This window comes from Shewanella jiangmenensis (assembly GCF_018596335.1).
Taxonomy (GTDB): Bacteria; Pseudomonadota; Gammaproteobacteria; order Enterobacterales; family Shewanellaceae; genus Shewanella; species Shewanella jiangmenensis.
Genome location: NZ_JAHEPS010000005.1, coordinates 270,712 through 290,131, shown reverse-complemented (window position 1 = coordinate 290,131; position 19,420 = coordinate 270,712). Strand labels below are relative to the sequence as shown.

At 54.2% G+C, this 19,420-nt stretch carries 11 protein-coding genes; all 11 read left to right on the top strand.

Features of this window, described 5'->3' with window-relative positions; all coding sequences use genetic code 11:
* Positions 1 to 7 precede the first annotated feature (7 nt).
* Positions 8 to 292, top strand: a complete 285-nt coding sequence (locus KJI95_RS14250) for a YebG family protein (protein WP_214507857.1) — start codon at positions 8 to 10, stop codon at positions 290 to 292.
* A gap of 41 nt (positions 293 to 333) precedes the next feature.
* Entirely contained in the window at positions 334 to 795 is a 462-nt protein-coding gene (locus tag KJI95_RS14245) for a GAF domain-containing protein (RefSeq protein WP_214507856.1), read from the top strand.
* Positions 796 to 1,047: 252 nt separating this feature from the next.
* Positions 1,048 to 1,749 (top strand): RNA chaperone ProQ, encoded by a 702-nt coding sequence (gene proQ, locus KJI95_RS14240; RefSeq protein WP_214507855.1) that lies wholly within the window; start codon positions 1,048 to 1,050, stop codon positions 1,747 to 1,749.
* A 29-nt stretch (positions 1,750 to 1,778) separates the two neighbouring features.
* Positions 1,779 to 3,824 (top strand): carboxy terminal-processing peptidase, encoded by a 2,046-nt coding sequence (gene prc, locus KJI95_RS14235; protein WP_214507854.1) that lies wholly within the window; start codon positions 1,779 to 1,781, stop codon positions 3,822 to 3,824.
* A gap of 71 nt (positions 3,825 to 3,895) precedes the next feature.
* Positions 3,896 to 6,454 (top strand): aminopeptidase N, encoded by a 2,559-nt coding sequence (pepN, locus tag KJI95_RS14230; RefSeq protein WP_214507853.1) that lies wholly within the window; start codon positions 3,896 to 3,898, stop codon positions 6,452 to 6,454.
* 337 nt (positions 6,455 to 6,791) lie between these two features.
* Positions 6,792 to 7,010, top strand: coding sequence for a DUF2835 domain-containing protein (locus tag KJI95_RS14225; protein ID WP_214507924.1), 219 nt, complete (start codon positions 6,792 to 6,794; stop codon positions 7,008 to 7,010).
* A gap of 308 nt (positions 7,011 to 7,318) precedes the next feature.
* The gene (locus tag KJI95_RS14220; RefSeq protein ID WP_214507852.1) at positions 7,319 to 9,391 is read left to right on the top strand and encodes a DUF1302 domain-containing protein; all 2,073 of its coding nucleotides are present in this window, start codon (positions 7,319 to 7,321) and stop codon (positions 9,389 to 9,391) included.
* A 13-nt stretch (positions 9,392 to 9,404) separates the two neighbouring features.
* Positions 9,405 to 10,769 carry a DUF1329 domain-containing protein gene (locus tag KJI95_RS14215; RefSeq protein ID WP_214507851.1) on the top strand — a complete coding sequence of 455 codons (1,365 nt, stop codon included), beginning with the start codon at positions 9,405 to 9,407 and terminating at the stop codon, positions 10,767 to 10,769.
* A 65-nt stretch (positions 10,770 to 10,834) separates the two neighbouring features.
* Entirely contained in the window at positions 10,835 to 11,848 is a 1,014-nt protein-coding gene (locus KJI95_RS14210) for a WD40/YVTN/BNR-like repeat-containing protein (protein ID WP_214507850.1), read from the top strand.
* Between the two features lie 36 nt (positions 11,849 to 11,884).
* The gene (locus KJI95_RS14205) at positions 11,885 to 14,191 is read left to right on the top strand and encodes an efflux RND transporter permease subunit (protein ID WP_214507849.1); all 2,307 of its coding nucleotides are present in this window, start codon (positions 11,885 to 11,887) and stop codon (positions 14,189 to 14,191) included.
* Between the two features lie 277 nt (positions 14,192 to 14,468).
* Entirely contained in the window at positions 14,469 to 19,310 is a 4,842-nt protein-coding gene (locus KJI95_RS14200; protein WP_214507848.1) for an NAD-glutamate dehydrogenase, read from the top strand.
* Positions 19,311 to 19,420 lie beyond the last annotated feature (110 nt).

The window sequence follows — 19,420 nt, the reverse complement described above, 5'->3', positions numbered from 1 at the left end:
GGCTATCATGGCGGTAATCACACAGTATGTGGTGGTCAGAGATGGGGTGGAGAAGATGACTTTTACATCGAAAAAGGAGGCTGATGCCTACGATAAGATGCTGGACATCGCCGACAGCCTTATCCCTTTTATTGAACAGGCCGAGTGCGGTCTGGACGAAGCGACCATCGAAAAGCTGGCATTCTATTTTGCCACCCGAAAAGATGATCTATCATCGCTGCTCAAAGGCAATGCCACCGAAAAAGCGGCAGAGCCAGTGAAAAAGGCGGCCAAAAAGGCAGAGCCACAATAATTCATACAAGCAACAGCAATATAGAAGTGGCAGGAAATAGCATGAAACACGCGTTTTACGACTCCCTGTGCCGTCAGGCCGAGGCCTTACTGGCTGGAGAAGATGATTTGGTTGCCGCGATGGCCAACTTTTCGGCGCTGCTGAATCAGAACCTGGAAGACCTTAACTGGGTGGGCTTTTATGTCCGCCGTGGTGATGTGCTGGTGCTGGGGCCATTCCAGGGCAAGGTTGCCTGTACCCGCATCCCATGGGGTAAGGGCGTGTGCGGTACTGCCGCTGCCACCGATACCACTCAGCGGGTGATGGACGTGCATCAGTTTGATGGTCATATCGCCTGTGACGCTGCCTCAAACTCCGAAATTGTGGTGCCGGTGCGCCGTGATGGCGAGGTGGTTGCGGTGCTCGATATCGACAGTCCAAGCTTCAATCGCTTCGATGAAGAAGATCAGACAGGGCTCGAAGCCCTGGTGCGCTGCTTCGAAAAGGCCTTGTTTGCTCAATAAGTCGCCAGTTTTCGACAAATCCCAGTCGCATTCGCCCAAGCGGTCACTATAATAGGCTGCTTGCGCGTTTGCCTGCGGCATATTTTTGCAGCGAATGATAAAAATTGTTAGCAATGGTTATTAACGCTTTGGCAAGCGCGGGGAAGATGATAATTTGTGTGTTGGCCAATCCGGTCAGCGAGTAAAGAATAACCTATGTCCTGCAATCAGTTGCACGCAGGGCATGTATACCTAGTAACTGTGGAAGTAATGATGGAATCAACAGAAAAGTTGACCGACACCAACGCGATCCTCGCGTATTTATGTGAAACATTCCCTTTGTGCTTCGTGGCCGAGGGCGATGCCAAGCCACTGAAGATTGGTCTGTTTCAAGATTTGGCTGACAGGTTGGCTGATGATTCTAAAGTCAGTAAAACCCAACTGCGCGTAGCGCTTCGCCGTTATACCAGCAGCTGGCGTTATCTTAAATGCATCAAACTCGGCGCCGTACGTGTGGACCTCGATGGCAACCCTTGCGGCGAGCTTGAGCAGGAACATATCGACCATGCACAGGCTACACTGAAAGAAAGTCAGGATAAGGCCAAGGCCAAACGCGCCGAGCGTGCCAAGCCTGCCGAAGGCGAAGAGGCTGCCCCGCGTAAGGCACGCCCACGTCCTGAAGGTCGTAAGCCAGAAGGCCGCAAAGTTGAAGCCCGTCGCGATAACCGTGACAACCGCGACAACAAACCTGCCAAAGACAAGCCACGTCGTCAGGAGCCTGCCAAGGCGCCCGCACCTCAGGTTAACCTGGTGCCAGCCAAGCTTGAAGAGCTGAAAGTCTCCCAACGCGTTAACGTAAAATTGGGTCAGTCACCTGTGGCCGGTTCAATTGTGGACATCAATAAAGCTGATGTGCACGTACAGCTGGATTCTGGCTTGACAGTGAAAGTCCGCGCCGAGTATATACTGCTGTAATTCATTGAAGTTCAAGGAGTAGCTTGTTGATGCGAAAAATATCCCTGGCGGTATCCATAACCGGAGCCCTGTGGGGCTCAGCAGTGTGGGCCGTTACCCCTGCGATTCAAATCGATGAGCTGCCCTCCTTGGTGCAAGAGCCGCAGCACAAAGCCGCTGCCAAGCGGGTTGCTGACCTCTTCACCCGCTCTCACTACCACAGATTCAGCCTGGACGATGCGTTTTCAGGCCAAATCTATGACCGCTTCCTTGAGCAACTGGATTATCGCCGCAATGTGATGACCCAGGCCGACATCGACGGCTTTGCCAAATATCGCACCCAGTTTGACGACATGCTGAAAAGCGGTGATTTGACCGCAGCTTACGCCATGTTCGATCAAGCGCAGAAACGCCGCTACGAAGGTTTTGTCTATGCCTTGAGTCTGCTCGATAAAGAGATGGACTTTACCCAGGCCGGTGACAAGTACCAGTTTGACCGCGAAGATGCGCCCTGGGCCAAGAACGAAGCTGAAATTCAGGAGCTGTGGCGTCAGCGGGTTAAATACGATGCGCTTAACTTAAAGCTCACCGGCAAAACCTGGCCTGAAATTGTTGATGTGCTGCAAAAGCGCTACAACAACGCCATCAAGCGTTTGGGCCAGTCCCAGAGCGAAGATGTGTTCCAGACCGTGATGAATGCGTTCTCACGCAGCATCGAGCCGCACACCAGCTATCTGTCGCCACGCAACGCCGAGCGTTTCCAGATGGAAATGAACCTAAGCCTCGAAGGCATTGGCGCTGTGCTGCAGATGGACGATGACTATACCGTTATCAAGAGCATGGTTGCCGGAGGCCCGGCCGCCAGCAGCGAAAAGCTGTCTCCTGACGATCGCATCATAGGTGTCGGTCAGGAAGGAGCGCCTGTTGTTGATGTGATTGGCTGGCGTCTTGATGACGTGGTTGACCTTATCAAGGGCCCCAAGGGCAGCAAAGTGACCTTGCAAATTCTGCCCAAGAAAGGCGGCTCCAACGCCAAGCCGGTCGAAGTGGTACTGGTGCGGGATAAAATTCGTCTGGAAGATCGCGCCGCGACCTCCAAGGTGATTGAACCCAAAGAAGGCCCATACGCCAATCGTAAGGTCGGTGTTATCCAAATTCCCGGTTTCTACATGAACCTGTCTCAGGATGTGGAAAAAGAGCTGCAAACCCTGAATGAAGCGAAAGTGGAAGGGGTGGTGATTGACCTTCGCGGCAACGGCGGTGGTGCACTCACCGAAGCTGTACTGCTGACCGGCCTCTTTATCGACATGGGGCCTGTGGTGCAGGTGCGCGATGCCAACGGCAAGGTGTCACAGCACCGCGACAACGACGGCAAGGTGAGCTATTCCGGCCCGCTGACCGTGATGGTTGACCGTTACAGCGCATCAGCATCTGAGATTTTTGCCGCCGCGCTGCAGGATTATCATCGTGCGCTTATCGTTGGTGAATCCACCTTCGGTAAAGGCACAGTGCAGCAGCACAAGGGGCTGGCGCGGATTTACGATCTGTACGAAAAGCCGATTGGCCATGTGCAGTACACTATTCAGAAGTTCTATCGCATCAACGGCGGCAGTACGCAGCTTAAAGGTGTGACGCCGGATATCCCGTTCCCGAGTGCGCTTGAGCCCGGTGAATACGGTGAAGCGGAAGAAGATAACGCACTGCCATGGGATAAAGTGCCGGTTGCCCAGTACAACACTGTGGATGTGATAAGTGCGCCGCTGGTAGCTGAGCTTGATGCCAAACATCAGGCCCGTATCAAGAGCGACGTAGAGTTTGGCTATATCTATCAGGATATTGCCGAATACAAAAAGCATCACAACGAAAAATCCGTGTCCTTGGTTGAAAGCGAGCGTGTCGCCGAGCGTGAAGCCGACGATAAGAAGCAGCTTGACCGTACCAACGAGCGCCGTGTACGCGCCGGCCTTGAAAAGGTCGCCAAGCTCGATGATATTGAGAAAGATATGGAAGCGCCGGATCCATTCCTCGATGAGACCGCCTACATCACCCTCGATTTGGTCGATGCTGGCAAGCTCGCGAAAAATCCCGCGCAGTAACCAAGGCGGTAACCTCTGACTAAAACGCGCTCCGGCGCGTTTTTTTTCAGCAAAGACGACAAGGGATCATTATGTCCGAATTACAAGCAAAGCACCTTAAAGACTATCTGGCGCCGGCATTTACCATCAGCACCCTGGCGTTGGATGTAAACCTGTTTCCCAATGCCACCCGGGTAATCGCAACAAGTGAGTTCAATACCGAGCGCCAAGGCGAGCCCTTGCTGCTCGATGGCGATGGTCTGAAACTGATTTCGGTGAAAGTGGACGGCAAGCCCTATGCGTATGAGCTTTTGCCCGGCCAGCTGAAACTGGTTAACCTGCCTGCGCACTTCAGCCTTGAAATCGAGACCGAAATTGACCCGCTTGGTAACACCAGTCTCGAAGGTCTGTACATGTCGGACGGCGCCTATTGCACCCAGTGCGAGGCAGAAGGCTTTCGCCGTATCACCTATTTTCTCGACCGCCCGGACGTGCTTGCCACCTATCGGGTGCGCGTCGAAGCCCCCAAGGCTGGCTTTCCCTATCTTTTGAGTAACGGCAACAAGGTCGACAGCGGTGAGCTGCCCGGCGAGCGTCACTTTGTGGTGTGGGATGACCCGTTCCCCAAGCCGTGCTACCTGTTTGCACTGGTGGCCGGCGACTTTGATCTGCTCGAAGACAGTTTCACCACCGCATCTGGCCGCAACGTTGCGCTGCAGGTGTTTGTCGATAAAGGCAATCTTCATAAGGCACACCACGCCATGGTGAGCCTTAAAAAATCGATGGAGTGGGATGAGCGCCGCTTTGGGCTTGAGTACGACCTTGATATCTACATGATAGTGGCGGTGGACTTTTTCAACATGGGCGCCATGGAGAACAAGGGCCTGAATATCTTCAACACCAAGTACGTGCTTGCCGATGTTGAAACCGCCACCGACGATGACTTCCACGGCATCGAGTCTGTGGTCGGCCACGAGTATTTCCACAACTGGACCGGCAACCGGGTGACCTGCCGCGACTGGTTCCAGTTAAGCCTTAAAGAAGGCCTGACCGTGTTCCGCGATCAGGAATTCAGCTCCGATGTGGGCTCGCGGGCGGTAAACCGCATTCAGGCGATTGAAGTCATCAAAAATCAGCAGTTTGCAGAAGATTCAGGCCCTATGGCTCACCCCATTCGGCCGCAAAGCGTGATTGAAATGAATAACTTTTATACCGTGACCGTGTACAACAAGGGCGCCGAGGTTATTCGTATGATGCACACCCTGCTTGGGGAAGAAAAATTTCAGGCCGGTATGAAGCTTTATTTCGCGCGCCACGATGGTCAGGCGGTTACCTGCGATGACTTTGTCGCGGCGATGGAAGATGCCAGCGGCATCGACCTCAGTCAGTTCCGCCTTTGGTACAATCAGGCCGGCACTCCGACACTTAAGATTGTTGACGACTTTGATGCCGACAGCGGCCGCTATTCGCTGTCGATCAGTCAGCAGTTGCCAGCGCAGGCAGGTGAGGGCGCAAAGCCCATGCACATTCCTTTTGCACTTGAGCTGCTCAGCGCTGACGGTAAGTCGCTGTCAAGCCAGGTGCTGGATGTAAAACTTGCTGAGCAGCGTTTTGAATTTACAGGCTTTGATGCCAAACCCGTGGCCTCATTGCTGCAGGACTTTTCAGCGCCGGTGAAGCTTGAATATGACTTTGGCACCTCGCAGCTGATTACCCTGATGCGCCATGCAAGCTCCGAAGTTGCCCGCTGGGAAGCGTCGGTGAATCTTATCAGCCGCGCCATTTGGGCAAATCATGATGCGCTCGGCGCGGGCGAAGCCATGGTGCTTGATGGCCGGGTTGCCGATGCGTTCAGAGCGACCCTACTCGATGAAGAACTCGACCCGGCGCTTGCGGCCCGCATTATCAGTATTCCTTCCATCAATGCCTTGATAGAGCAGGTGGCCAGCGTCAGTTTTGACCATCTCGTTCATGCACGTCATTACGTTCTTGAAGAGCTTGCCGCCAATCTTGAGGATGAGCTGCTCTCCAAGTACCGTGAGCTTGTGGGCATAGATTCGCCAGAGGCGCGCGCACTTAAAAACGCCTGCCTTGCGATGCTTTGCCGCGCCGGTTTGTGCCCGGAGGCTTTGGTGCAGAGCCAGTTTGAGCAAAGCCTGAATATGACCGACTCCCTCGCCGCGCTTGCCGGCGCGGTGGCAGGTGAGATGGACATTGCCGATGAGCTGCTTGGCCGCTTTGAAGCGCGCTGGAAAGACACGCCGCTGGTAATGGACAAATGGTTTGTGCTGCAATCCGGCCGTCAGGATAACGACACCCCATCCAGGATCCGCGCTCTTAGCCATCATCCGGCTTTCAGTCTGCAAAACCCCAATCGGGTGCGCTCGCTGATTGGCGCGTTTGCCGCTGCCAACCCAGTGCAGTTTCACCGCGCCGACGGTGAAGGCTATAAGCTTCTCACCGAGTACCTTATCAAACTGAACGGACTCAATCCGCAGGTTGCCGCGCGCATCGTGACGCCGCTTATTCAGTTCGCCAAGTTTGATGCCAAGCGTCAGGGGATGATGAAGGCTTGCCTGAATGAGCTGCTGACCCTGCCTGAGCTGTCGCGGGATCTGTTTGAAAAGGTGTCAAAGGCGTTGGCACAATAAACGCAGTTTCAAAATACGATTCATAAGATGCCGTACTGCTGAGGCCATATTGAAGAGGCCGTCTTGAAGAAGCCGTATTGAAACAGTAGATGCTCGGCAGAGGACGCCGGTCAGTCGCGCGAGTCTGCGTCGTATTCACTGCGGCGCAGGCTTGGGTTCCGGTGAAGAGCGCATTGTGCAAGGCTTGTAGCGGAATTGCGATGTCGAACGGTATGGCCAAATAGCATCCTCAAATAGCCCGGCCAAATTGCCAAGCTTGGTAAACAGCGCTAGTACAGGTGGGGCAGACGTAGCTGCCCCAATACTTGGCTAGGTTTCAGATTTTTGGGAGTGAATGTTGGAGTTTTTGTTTCGCTTTCGGGTCAGTTTTGATGACTTTCTGCCTTATTATCAAGGCGCTGCAACGATGGTTGAAGTGAAGGATATCCACGGCAAGATCCTGTGGATCAACGGTCGGCATTTTCGCCCCTTTGTGACCCGCGATGGCGTTAAGGGACTGTTCAAGATGACGCTGGATAAGGACGGTAAACTGGTGTCGCTGGTCAAAATAGAGTAATAACTTTAAACGTTTGATTGATTTGTAAAAGCTTATTTAGCACGGCTTATCGTTTATAACTTATTGAAAAAATATTGATAATTTCGAGCAAGAACGTAATTTTTCCCATTCGGCAGATAAAATTCAAATTCTGCCGCTGAACTCGCCCCATTAATTCATCCTAAGTACTCAATTCTTTAGAAAATTTTCTCTGAACGCGCCTTGCTGTCAGCTGTTAATTGCTGTAACAATGGTGTTACCTGTAGGCTAACCATTTGTTGGTTGTCATACCTATAAAAAAATCCAGCAGGTTACGGAGAAAAGCTAACATGAAGATTGTTAAAAACGGTTTTAACAAGTCGGCGCTTGCTTTGGGGGTAGCGTCCGCCTTGAGTCTGGGAAGTATTCCCGTGGCTCAGGCTGTATCTTTCGATTGGGGAGATGTAAAGGGTTCATTCGACTCAACCTTTACTCTCGGTGCCAGCTGGCGTGTAGATAAGCGCGACTGGGACGGCCAAATTGGTAAGGTCAATCATCCCAGATTCGATTGGTCCAACTACAGCGCATTCAACAACACCAAGTACACCTCTGCCGAGATCTGGGCCCAGCCCGGTTCCTACTCCAGTAACAACGACTTAAGTAACCTGCTGTATTCTCAGGGTGATACCACCTCTGAGATTTTCAAAGGTCTGCACGAATTATCGTTAAGCTATGAAAACTACGGCCTGTTCGCCCGCGGTATGTATTTTTACGACCGTAAGCTGAACGACGGTAATTTTGGCTATTCCGACCCTATTACCGGCAAGGCCTATGACCCCTGCGCCGACAAACGCGCCAAAGAAGTGCAGTGTAAAGATATCCGCCTGCTGGATGCCTTCGTATACGCCAACTTTGACTTTAACGATGGCCAGAATCCGCTGGCTATTCGCGTTGGTAATCAGGTGGTGTCCTGGGGTGAGAGCACCCTTATCGCCCACGGCATCGGTGAAATCAACCCGGTTGACCTGAACATTCTCAATGCCCCCGGCGCTGAGCTTAAAGAAGCGTTCCGCCCTCAGGGCATGGTGTGGGCATCGTTGGGTGCCACTGAAAACTTCACCATCGAAGCCTTCTATCAGTATGATTGGGAGCCGATTTGGGTACCAACCCCGGGCTCAATCTTCGCGACCAACGATTTCGCCGGTTTCGGCGGCTATCAGCAAAATGCCCAGCTTGGCTTTAACGCCAACCCAGACATCAATCTTGATTTCCTGATGGCTGAGTACGAGAAGCTGGCACAGATGATCCGCGCCGGTGCCTTTGCCAATGACACCGCAGGCCTTATCCGCGCCGCACTGGCTTATCCCACCAAGGTTACCCTGGTAGAGGATGAGCTGACGCCGAAGGATGATGGTCAGTACGGTATTAAGCTTGGTTACTATGCGCCAGAGCTTGGTGAAACTGAGTTTGGCTTCTATTTCATGAACTACCACAGCCGCCGTCCGCTTATCAGCGGTACTGCCGCCAACTTCGATTTGGTACCGCTGCTGACCGACATGACCACGATTGGCATGAACGCGGGTAATCTTGACCGGGAGACTTTCCTCAGCCTCGACAGTTTCTCCAAGGCGCAAATTGTTTACCCTGAAGACATCAAGCTTTATGGCGTGAGCTTCAACACCCTGATTGGTGATACCTCGGTTGCCGGTGAAATCGCTCACCGTCAGGACGAGCCACTGCAAATCGATGACGTGGAGCTGCTGTTTGCAGCCATGCCACAGCAGCTGGCCAACTCCAACGTGGTAGGCGCTGATTACAGCTATCTGGATGGCGTATCTCAGTACACCTCTTACTTTAATAAAGACGTGAACCCAGGTGACTACGCCGAAGGCTTTATCCGCGCCGATACCACTCAGGCGCAGATGACGCTGACTCACCTCTTTGGGCCGACCCTTGGCAGCGACAACCTGACCATGCTGGCGGAAGTCGGCGGCGTGTGGATCCACGATATGCCTGGCACAGATGAACTGCGTCTCAATGGCCCGGGCACTGCACGCAGCGGTGGCAAAGAAGGTTACGAAGCCATTATTCAGGTGCTGCACAACGGCCCTGAAACTAACCCATTCCCAACCGACTTTGCTTGGGGCTATCGTTTGGTTGCCAAAGCGGACTACAACAACCTGATTGCCGGCATCAACGTGTCGCCACGGGTGATTTGGGCTCACGATGTCGATGGTATCACGCCGGATCCTATGTTCCTGTTTACCGAGGGCCGTAAGTCGGTGGCGGTGGGCATCAACTTTGATTACCAAAGCCGCTGGGGCGCCGATTTGTCGTACAACAACTTCTTTGGTGGCGTAGGCACCACCAACGCCATGAGCGACCGCGATTATGTGTCGTTCAACATCAAGTATTCGATTTAAAAGGACAATAACAATGAAGCAGCTTGCGATATTGTCTGCAGCCGTCATGCTTGCCCTGGGCAGCGGCGCTGTGGTGGCGAAAGTTTCTGAGGCCGATGCGGCCAAACTCGGTACCAGTCTGACACCCCTCGGCGCAGAAATGGCGGCTAACGCGGATGGCTCCATTCCTGCGTGGAATGGCGGTATCACCTCGGCGCCTTCTGGCTACAAAAAGGGCGATCACCATCCTGATCCCTTTGCCGGCGACAAGATTGAGTACACAGTGACCAAGGCGAATCTGGATCAGTACAAGAGCCTGTTGACCCCCGGTCAAATCAAACTGTTCGAACTCTACCCCGATACCTTCAAGATGAACGTTTATCAAACCCGCCGCTCAGCCTCGGTGCCGCAGTGGGTATACGATGCCACCAAGGCCAACGCCAGCCGCGCTGAGCTGGTGCAGGGCGGTAACGGGGTGATTGGTGCCGCTGTCGGCATTCCGTTCCCCATCCCGCAAAATGGTCTTGAGGCCATCTGGAACCACGTGCTGCGTTTTCGTGGTGTCGATATCGAAACCCAGCGCAACCAGGCGGCTCCTGCCAAGGGCGGCGGTTACACCCTGGTAGAGTTGTCTGAGCAGCTGCGCTTTGAATACTCACAGCCTGACATGACACCGGAAAAGCTTAAAGAGGCCAACACCCTTGCATTGTTCAAGCAGGTGGTGACTCAGCCTGCGCGTCTTGCCGGTACTGCGCTGCTCGTGAAAGAAACCCTGGATCAGGAAGCGCTGCCGCGTCAGGCCTGGACCTACAACACAGGTCAGCGCCGTGTGCGCAAGGCGCCAAACGTGGCCTTTGACACCCCGGGTACGGTATCGGACGGTCTGCGTACCACCGACGATTACGACATGTTCAACGGCTCGCCAAGCCGTTACAACTGGGAGCTGGTCGGCAAGAAGGAAATCCTTATCCCTTACAACGACTACAAGTTGCACTCAGATGCGGTGAAGTACGATCAGATCCTGACCCCGGGCCATATCAACCCTGATCTGGTGCGCTGGGAGAAACACCGCGTCTGGGAAGTGAAGGCAACCCTCAAAGACGGTATGCGTCACATCTACAAGACCCGGGTGTTCTATCTGGATGAAGACTCCTGGCAGGTATCGGCCACCGACATGTACGACAACCGCGATGAGCTGTACCGCGTTGCCTTTGCCCATGGTCTGAACTATTACGAGGTACCGACCCACTGGAGTACCCTCGAAGTGTTCCACGACCTGCAGTCACGCCGCTATCTGGCCATTGGTCTGGATAACGAAGGCAGCATGTACAACTTCGACGCTAAGCTGTCGAGCGCTGACTTCACGCCGGACGCACTGCGCCGCGAAGGCGTGCGTTAATCTCTGTGACCGTGAGTTTTGGGGCGCAAATTTGCGCCCCGATTTTTCAGCATTAGGATGTAGTTATGTTGCTGCGAAAGTTTTTGCCTCTGGCATGTATTCCCCTGTTAGGTTCGGTGGCGCTTGCTGACGAGCCCGCCCGCGACCAGCTTCAGCCAAACGCGCCCCAAAGCCTGCTGCTTGATATCACCCGCGCCGGTGATGCATTGGTGGCGGTTGGTGAGCGCGGCCATGTGCTTATCGGCAAAGATGCCATATGGCAACAAGTTGCTACGCCAAGCGCCTCACAGCTGACCAAGGTATTCTTTTTAGACGATAAACTTGGCTGGGCAGTCGGGCATGATGCCACCATTTTGCACACCGATGACGGCGGCTTAAGCTGGGTAAAACAATTCGAAGCACCGAGCCGTGAGCGCCCCTTTATGGATGTGCTGTTTACATCAGCAAGCGACGGCATGGCTATTGGTGCCTATGGGCTGTTTTTTACCACCAATGATGGTGGCAAAAATTGGCAGGAAGCATTTCATGATGAACTGCTTGGTGAAGAAGACGCCGCTTACCTCAATGAGCTCAAAGAAACCGATCCTGAGGGGTATGCCCTCGAAAAAGCCTCATTACTGCCACACTTCAACCGCATTATCCGCCTTGATGACGGTCGGCTGCTGATGGTAGGCGAGCTTGGCCTGGTGGCTGTGTCCAGTGATGGCGGCGCACGTTTTAGCCGGGTCAACTTTGACTATGATGGCTCCATGTTCAATGCCATCGAGGCACACGGCAAGGTGTTCGTGATGGGCCTTCGCGGCCATGCCTTTGCTGCAGGTTTAGGGCTCGATGACTGGCAGCAGCTTAGCTTGCCGGTGGAGTCCAGCATCAACGGCGCGCTGGTATCGAGTAAAGGTGGGCTTTATCTGGTCGGCAACGCTGGCGTGGTGCTTGCGGTGAATGACAACGCCGAGGCTGAGCTTGTTGCCCGTCGTCAGGGCGAAAATCTGCTTGCGGGCGCTGAAGATAAACAGGGCCGGATCTGGCTTGTCGGTGCCAAGGGGGTGTTTGCCCTCGACAGCGCACAAACGAAATAAATTCGCTTTTATAACAATAACCACAGGACCTGAGCGATGTTGGAAAAACTGGTCAATGGCTTCGAATCCTTCTTATTCCGCCACCGGGGCTGGGTCATCACCCTGTTTGCCCTGCTGACGGTATTTTTGGGTTATCAGGCAAGTCAGCTGAAAATGGATGCGGCGTTTGTGAAAAACATCCCGCTCAACCACAGCTACATGCAAACCTACCTTAAGCACCAGAAGGACTTTGGCGGCGCCAACTCCATCATGGTGGCGGTGGAAGATACCCGCGGCAATATCTTTAATCCCGAATTTTTTGATGCACTGAAGAATGTGCACGATCAGCTGTTTTTTATACCCGGGGTCGACCGTGCCCAGGTGAAATCCATCTACTCGCCCTCAACCCGCTTTACCGAAGTGGTGGAAGACGGCTTTGCCGGCGGGCCAGTCATTCCCTCTGAGTTTGTGAATGATGCCCAGGGGCTTGAAATCGTTCGCGATAATATCGAAAAGGCGGGCATTGTCGGCCGCCTTATCGCCGAGGATTACAGCGCCGCCATGGTGTCGGCGCAGCTGATGGATTTTGACCCGCAAACCAACGCACCCCTCGATACCATCGCCTTTGCCGCCAAGCTAGAGAGTGAGCTGCGTGGTAAGTTTGAGACTGATACCATCAAGGTACACATCATAGGTTTTGCCAAAATGGCTGGCGATGTGGCCGATGGCGCCAAGGGCGTGGTGCTGTTTTTCCTTATCGCGATAGCCATTACAGCGGTGATGGTGTTTTTGTTCAGTCGCTCGCTGGTGCTAACTCTGCTGCCGCTTGCCTGCAGCCTTATCGCGGTGGTGTGGCAGCTTGGGCTGCTTACCGTGGTGGGCTTTGGGCTTGACCCCATGTCGATTCTGGTGCCGTTTCTGGTGTTTGCCATTGGCGTAAGCCACGGCGTGCAAATCATCAACGCCGTGCGCCAGCGGGTGCTGGATGGTCAAGCGACCAAGGCCGCCGCTGCATCAGCATTCCGTAGCCTGCTGGTACCCGGTGGCGTGGCGCTGCTGTCTGATACCGTTGGCTTTATTACTCTGCTTGCCATTGATATCGGCATTATCCGTGAGCTGGCTATTTCAGCATCCCTTGGGGTGGCGGTGATTATTTTCACCAATCTGATTTTGCTGCCGGTGGTGATTTCTTTCTTTGATATCAAAACCAAAGAAGACGCTGGCCGGGCTGAGCGCGCTCAGGCATTTTGGAAGCCCTTTTCGGTGTTCGCCAACCTCAAGGTTGCCGTGGTGGTGGTGCTTGCGACTCTGGGCCTGTACGGCCTGGGTCTTAAGGGCGCTGCGGATATGAAAATCGGCGATCTGCAGGGCGGGGCGCCGGCGTTACATGCCGACAGTCGCTATAACCAGGATACCTTTTTCATCACCGACCATTTCTCCATCACCACCGACGTGATGACTGTGATTGTGGAAGCCTTCCCTGAGGCCTGTACCTACCATGATGTGCTTGAGCGAATCGGCGAATTTGAATGGCAGGTGGGCAATACCGTCGGGGTGGAGTCGACTGCGAGCTTAGCCTCGGTTGCCCGTAAGGTGAACGCCGGCTTTAACGAAGGCAATCCCAAGTGGGAAGTGCTGCCGCGAAACACTGCAAGTCTGGTGCAGGCGGTGGGGCAAATTCCAACTACCTCCGGGCTTTTGAATGCCGACTGCTCTGTGATGCCGGTGTACTTTTTCCTGAAAGATCACAAGGCCGAAACCATCGAGCACGTGATTGCCAAATCCAAGGCGGTGGCCGAGAAACTTAATACCGACAAGGTGCAATTTAAGCTTGCCTCGGGGCCTGTTGGGGTGATGGCCGCCACCAACGAAGCGGTGGCTGAAGCCCAAACCCCGATGATGCTGTACGTGTACGGCGCGGTATTTGTGCTGTGTTTGTTAAGTTTCCGTTCGCTTAGGGCCACGGTTGCGGTGATTTTGCCGCTGTATGTGGTGTCGACCCTGGCGCAGGCGCTGATGGCCAAGCTGGAAATTGGTCTGGCGGTCAGCACCTTGCCGGTGATTGCACTCGGCGTCGGCATCGGTGTGGATTATGGCATTTATATTCTGTCGACCATGGCGGTAAAACTGCGTGATGGCATGGCAGTACAGCAGGCGTACCTCGAGGCGCTGCAGGAGCGGGGCAGTGCGGTGATCTTCACCGGTTTAACCCTCGCCATCGGGGTCAGTACCTGGTTCTTCTCGGCGCTCAAGTTCCAGATGGATATGGGAATTTTGCTCACATTCATGTTTTTGGTAAATATGCTTGGGGCGATAATTATTTTGCCGGCATTAACGGCACTGTTCTGGCCAAAGCGCCGATAAAGGCTGACATCGGGGAGCATTTGCTCCCCGATTGTTTTAAACAGCAGACTGCATAGTTAATCTTTTGTTGTGAATCCTTGTTCTTAACATTCCGTTAAAGTCCCGTCGTTACTGGATTTCCACAGGATCTACCACTAAAATTTTCCTCGAAAATCGCATGGTTTAGTAATAAACTTCGCGCCATGACCTTGGTCACAAAACCTCGCCCGGGGTCATATGTCGGAAGCATCCATAAAATGAATAAAGCGCTGCCATAGACGCTTAAGGAAACAGCAACATGGCCTTGAAAGATGCAATGCCTTCAGTACTGCTCGAGAACGTCGTCAGTCTGATCCATTCCAAAGTCCCCAATTCACAAGCAAAGCAAGTTGAACAATTCGCCACCTGCCTCTACGCCCACATGTCGAAAGACGATTTGCAGGCACGCACCGACAGCGACCTCTACGGTGCCGTACTGAGTCTGTGGAATGCCCTGTCCAAGCTCAAGAGCGGCGAAACCCATGTGCGTGTGTACAACCCAAGCCAGGCCAAACACGGCTGGCAGTCATCGCACACCATTATTGAAGTCATGCAGGCAGACATGCCGTTTTTGACCGACTCCCTCGGTATGGCGCTCAATCGTCTGGGCGTGACTGCCCACATGATGCTGCACACGCCACTGGCGGTATGCCGCTCCGAAGCCGGTATCGACAACGTTGGCTTTGTCAAAGACAGCCCGGACAGCGCCGATAAGGTTGCCGTGTTCCTGGTGGAAATTGACCGTCAGAGCTCAGAAGACGATCTGAAAACTCTGCTGAATGAAATCCAGTCTGTACTGTCTGACGTGCGCGCGGCCGTAAACGACTGGCAGGTGATGTCTGATAAGCTGAAAGCCACCATCGAAGAGCTGCCAAAGCGCCCGTACCCCGGCAGCAAAGACGATCTGGATCAGGCCATCGCCTTCCTGACTTACCTGAACAACCATCACTTCACCCTGCTTGGCTATCGTCAGTACGACCTTAAGCGTGTTGAAGGTGACATGGAGCTGGTCGCCAACACCGAATCGGGTCTCGGTCTGATGAACAAGCCCGGTAAGCACAAGGTCGAGTCGCTGCTGCTGTCCAGCCTGTCTGACAGCGCCCGTAAAGAAGCCCTCGACAGCTCGCCGCTTATCCTGACCAAGAGCAGCACCAAGAGCCGCGTGCACCGTCCGGCCTATGTCGATTACATCGGCATCAAGCGCTTTGACAAGAAAGGCAACGTGGTGGGTGAAGACAGATTTATCGGTCTGTACGCCTCAAACCTGTATAACCGCAGCCCGCGTGAAATCCCGCTGCTGGCGCAAAAAGTACAGCGCGTGCTGGATAACTCCGGCCTGGTGCCGCGTTCACACGACTACAAGGCGCTGGTGAACATCCTCGAAAACCTGCCACGGGATGAAATCATCCAGTCGAGCGACGAGGAGCTGGCCCACGTGGCTCATGGCGTGCTGGAAATGCAGGAGCGCGACAAGCTTAAGCTGTTTGTGCGCAAAGACGGTTTTGGCCGTTTCCTGTCATGCCTGGTGTACGTGTCCAAAGACAGATACAACACCAAGCTGCGTCAGGACACCCAGCGCATTCTGGCCCAGCACTTCCAGAGCAAAGAAGAAGTGGAATTCACCACTTACTTCTCTGAGTCCATTCTGGCCAGAACCCACTACATAGTAAAAGTCGATAACAATAATATGGATGTAGATGTGGCAGCCATTGAAAACAATCTGATTGAAGCCGCCCGCAGCTGGGAAGACAAGCTGTACACCGCGCTCAACCACACCAAGGGTGAAGAGAAGGGTAACCGCTTGTCCAAGCGCTACCTGACAGCCTTCCCGCGCTCTTACAAAGAAGACGTGCTGCCCAATGCCGCCGTGGTGGACATTGCCCAGCTTGAGTCTCTGGATGAAGAGCACAAGCTTGGCATGCTGTTCTACCAGCCACAGGAAGCCGCCATCAACAGCAACAAGGTACGCCTGAAGCTGTTCCACAAAGACGAGCCAATCCACCTGTCAGACGTGCTGCCGATGCTGGAAAACTTCGGCCTGCGCGTGATCAACGAGCGTCCGTACGAAGTGAAAACTCCCGATGGCGCCACCTTCTGGATTTTGGACTTCCTGATGATGGTAACCGGTGGCAACACCGAAAACCTCGCCGATAGCCAGGACCGCTTCCAGAACGCCCTGTATCAGGTGTGGAACAAAAAGCTTGAAGACGACGGCTTTAACCGTCTGGTGCTGTCGACCGGTCTTGCCGGCCGTGAAGTGTCTATCCTGCGCGCCTACGCCAAGTACATGCGCCAGATTGACGCCACCTTCAGCCAGGCCTATATCGAGCAGACCTTTGCCCGTTACCCTGAGATTGCCGATCTGCTGGTGAAGATGTTCATCCGCAAGTTCAATCCAAAACTCAAGACCCGCACCCTGACCAAGTTCAAAGAGCAACTGAACCTGCGTCTGGATGACGTGGCGAGCCTGGATGATGACCGCATTATCCGCCGCTATCTGGATCTGATTAACGCCACAGTGCGGACCAACTTCTATCAGACCAAGGCCGATGGCGACAACAAGGATTACATCTCCTTCAAGTTCATCCCCAAGATGATCCCCGAGATGCCAAAGCCGCTGCCTGCATTCGAAATCTTCGTTTACAGCCCACGGGTTGAAGGCGTGCACCTGCGCGGCGGTAAAGTGGCCCGTGGTGGTCTGCGCTGGTCCGATCGCCGCGAAGACTTCCGCACCGAAGTGCTGGGTCTGGTAAAAGCACAGAACGTGAAAAACACCGTGATTGTGCCTGTGGGCGCCAAGGGTGGTTTCGTGTGTAAACAGGCACCGGTTGACGGCGGCCGTGAAGCCATCTTCACCGAGGGTCAGGAATGCTATCGCATCTTTATCCGCGGTCTTTTGGACATCACCGACAACATCATCAACGGTGAAATCGTGCCGCCTGCCGACGTAGTTCGCCACGATGAAGACGATGCCTATCTGGTAGTGGCCGCCGACAAGGGCACCGCCACCTTCTCTGACATCGCCAACGCCATCTCCATCGAGTACAACCACTGGCTGGGTGACGCCTTCGCGTCAGGCGGCTCTAACGGTTACGATCACAAGAAGATGGGTATCACCGCCAAAGGTGGTTGGGAATCGGTCAAGCGCCACTTCCGCGAAATCGGTGTGGATTGCCAGACCACCGACTTTACCTGTTTGGGTATTGGTGACATGGCCGGTGACGTATTCGGTAACGGTATGCTCTTGTCTGAGCACACTTGTCTGGTTGCTGCGTTCAACCACATGCACATCTTTATCGACCCGACGCCGGATGCAGCTGCAACCTTTAAAGAGCGTGAGCGCCTGTTCAACCTGCCACGTTCCAGCTGGGATGATTACAACCGCGACCTTATCTCCAAGGGCGGCGGTATTTTCCTGCGCAGCGCCAAGTCCATCACCCTGACGCCTGAAATCAAGGCCATGCTGGGTACCGACAAGGCCAGCATGAACCCAACCGAGCTGATGAAAGAGCTTCTGAAAATGGAAGTGGATCTCATCTGGAACGGCGGTATCGGTACCTACATCAAGTCATCGCGCGAATCCAACGCCGAAGTGGGCGATCGCGCCAACGACGGTCTGCGTGTTAACGGCCGTGATGTACGCGCCAAGATCATCGGCGAAGGCGGTAACCTTGGTTGTACCCAGCTTGGCCGTATCGAATACGCCATGAACGGCGGTCGTCTGAACACCGACTTCGTGGATAACGTAGGCGGCGTGGACTGCTCTGACAACGAAGTGAACATCAAGATTTTGCTGAACGCCATGGTGGCCGAGGGCGAAATGACTTTGAAGCAGCGTAACCGCCTGCTCGAAGAGATGACCGACGAAGTCAGCGACATCGTTATTCAGGACTGTAAAGATCAGACTCGTACCATCTCTGTGACTCAGGTACGCGGCGCTGAGCAGCTCAAAGAGCAAATCCGCTTCATTCATTACCTTGAGAAAGAAGGTAAACTTGACCGCGCGCTCGAGTTCCTGCCATCTGACGACGAACTGGCAGAGCGTTTGGCCGCCGGCAAGCCGCTGACCCGTCCTGAGCTGTCGGTACTGGTTGCCTACGCCAAGATGGTGCTGAAAGAGCAGCTGCTGACGCCAGAAATCACCGAAGACGGTTTCCTGTCGAAGCTTCTTATCAGCTACTTCCCGAAAAAGCTGCAGGGTTTGTATGCCGACAAGATGACGAGCCACCCGCTGCGCGGTGAAATCATTGCCACGTCACTCGCCAACGAACTGGTGAACGACATGGGCCTGAATTTTGTTCAGCGCATGCAGGATGAGACCGGTGCCACAGTGGCCGAGGCGGCCATTTGTTACACTATGGCTCGCGAAGTCTTTGGTTTGGCTGATCTTACCAAGGCCATCACCAGCCAGAGTGGTGTGGTACCTGCGGTGGTGCAAATGGAAATGCTGCACCAGCTGCGTCGTAACGTGCGCCGTGCCTGTCGCTGGTTCCTGCGTCATCGCAACCGTAACCTCGGTATCGAGCAAACTGTGGCCTTCTTCAAGCCAGTGTTTGATGAACTCAAGGCCAACGTACATCAGTACATGGTTGCCGAAGAAGTGGAAGCCATCAAAGCTGAAATCCATGCCCTTGAAAAAGAGCAGGTATCTCACGATGTGGCCCATGTGATTGCCAACATGAGCACCCTGTTCTCGTCGCTGGACATTGCGCAAATCGCCCAGAGTGAGAACAAGCCGGTATCGCTGGTGGCCGAGACTTACTTCAAGCTCGGTGCCAAGGTTGAGCTGCACTGGTTCCTTGAGCAGATCAGCGCCCAGCCTGTGGCCAACCACTGGCAGGCTCTGGCCCGCGCCGCCTTCCGCGAAGAGTTGGATTGGCAGCAGCGTGCCCTGAGCTCGGCCGTACTGCGTACCTGCAGTGAAACCTGCAGCGCCGATGCCATCATTGAAGGCTGGATCGACGCCAACCGTGCACTGCTGGAGCGTTGGTTCCACATGCTGGCTGACTTCAAGACGACGCAAAGTCATGAATTTGCCAAGTTCTCGGTCGCTCTGCGTGAGCTGAACCTGCTGATCCTTCACTGCGAAGGTCAGAAGTAAGCTCGCTTAGCCCAATCAAGCCCTGGCAGATGCCGGGGCTTTTTTTGGCCAAAAACACAGTGCTGCTGTACACTGTGCGCCTTACCCTGCAGGCAGCCTGGCCTCTTAAG

What these genes read in the sequence shown, in the direction of transcription:
- KJI95_RS14250 (WP_214507857.1), top strand. Translation starts at nt 8, where the DNA reads ATGGCGGTAATCACACAGTATGTGGTGGTCAGAGATGGGGTGGAGAAG.
- KJI95_RS14245 (WP_214507856.1), top strand. Translation starts at nt 334, where the DNA reads ATGAAACACGCGTTTTACGACTCCCTGTGCCGTCAGGCCGAGGCCTTA.
- proQ (WP_214507855.1), top strand. Translation starts at nt 1,048, where the DNA reads ATGGAATCAACAGAAAAGTTGACCGACACCAACGCGATCCTCGCGTAT.
- prc (WP_214507854.1), top strand. Translation starts at nt 1,779, where the DNA reads ATGCGAAAAATATCCCTGGCGGTATCCATAACCGGAGCCCTGTGGGGC.
- pepN (WP_214507853.1), top strand. Translation starts at nt 3,896, where the DNA reads ATGTCCGAATTACAAGCAAAGCACCTTAAAGACTATCTGGCGCCGGCA.
- KJI95_RS14220 (WP_214507852.1), top strand. Translation starts at nt 7,319, where the DNA reads ATGAAGATTGTTAAAAACGGTTTTAACAAGTCGGCGCTTGCTTTGGGG.
- KJI95_RS14215 (WP_214507851.1), top strand. Translation starts at nt 9,405, where the DNA reads ATGAAGCAGCTTGCGATATTGTCTGCAGCCGTCATGCTTGCCCTGGGC.
- KJI95_RS14210 (WP_214507850.1), top strand. Translation starts at nt 10,835, where the DNA reads ATGTTGCTGCGAAAGTTTTTGCCTCTGGCATGTATTCCCCTGTTAGGT.
- KJI95_RS14205 (WP_214507849.1), top strand. Translation starts at nt 11,885, where the DNA reads ATGTTGGAAAAACTGGTCAATGGCTTCGAATCCTTCTTATTCCGCCAC.
- KJI95_RS14200 (WP_214507848.1), top strand. Translation starts at nt 14,469, where the DNA reads ATGGCCTTGAAAGATGCAATGCCTTCAGTACTGCTCGAGAACGTCGTC.